Here is a 1,057-nt window from a genome sequence, read left to right as displayed (position 1 = left end):
CGAGGACGGCGGGTAGGGCTCCTGCGTTTTGGCCGCTGTGACGGCTTGTGAAGAATGGCCGCCCGCCGTCCACCCGATGGTTCGACCGCTAATTGAGAGAAGCGACCAGATCGCTGCGTAAGGAAAAGTCGGCGCGACCATCACCACCACCTGACGTTGCGAAGGGAGCGGCCATGCCGCAGATCTGGGCCGGGATCGATGCGGGGAAGGGGCACCATCACTGCGTGGTCATCGACGCAGACGGCGCCAAGCTTCACTCCGCCCGCGTCGCCAATGACGAGGCGGCGCTGCTCGAGCTGATCGCTACCGTGACGGATCTCGCCGGCGGCGACGAGTGCCTGTGGGCGATCGATCTCAGCAGTGGGGGAGCGGCACTGATCCTCGGGCTCCTCGCCGCTCACGCTCTGCCGGTCGTCTACATCCCCGGCCACGCCGTGCACCACGCGGCGAAGGCGTACCGGGGTGATGGGAAGACCGACGCGAAGGACGCGGCGATCATCGCCGACCAGGCGCGGATGCGCCGCGACCTGCAGGTGCTGACGGTCGAGGACGAGACGCGCATCGAGCTGCGCGCGCTGACCGCGCACAGGAAAGACCTCGTCTGCGACCGGACCCGCGCGATCAATCGCCTTCGCGGGCACCTGCTCGAGTACTTCCCGGCGCTTGAGCGTGCGTTCAACTACTCCGCCAGCCGAGCCTCGCTCCTCTTGATCACCGGCTATGCCACGCCGGACGCGATCCGGAAGATGGGGGAGTCCCGCCTGGCGCGGTGGCTCCGCGCACAGGGCTGCCGAACGGCCGTCGCGACCGCCGCCGCCGCAGTCACCGCGGCGAAGAGCCAGCAGAGCGTGCTTCCTGGCCAGGCGATCGCAGCTGAACTCGCCCGCCGACTCGCGCTCGATGTCATCGCTCTCGAAAGCCGCATCGCGGAGATCGACCAGCTCATCGCCGCACGGGTCGAGACCAGCCGTGCCGCTGAGCTCTTGCGCTCGATGCCGGGCTTCGGTCCGCTGCTCGCGGCCGAGTTCCTCGCATCGACCGGCGCTGACCTCAGCGT

1 protein-coding gene is annotated in these 1,057 nt (G+C 68.7%); it reads left to right on the top strand.

Annotated features, from left to right (window positions below):
* Positions 1–224: 224 nt before the first annotated feature.
* Positions 225–1,057: transposase (locus C5C71_RS17120; protein WP_181065760.1), on the top strand; the 833-nt coding region annotated here is incomplete at its 3' end.

Origin of the sequence: Rathayibacter sp. AY1C1, assembly GCF_002932105.1 — a bacterium.
GTDB lineage: Bacteria > Actinomycetota > Actinomycetes > Actinomycetales > Microbacteriaceae > Rathayibacter.
Note: the sequence above shows the minus strand (reverse complement) of the source record. Positions and strands in the feature narration are given on the sequence as shown.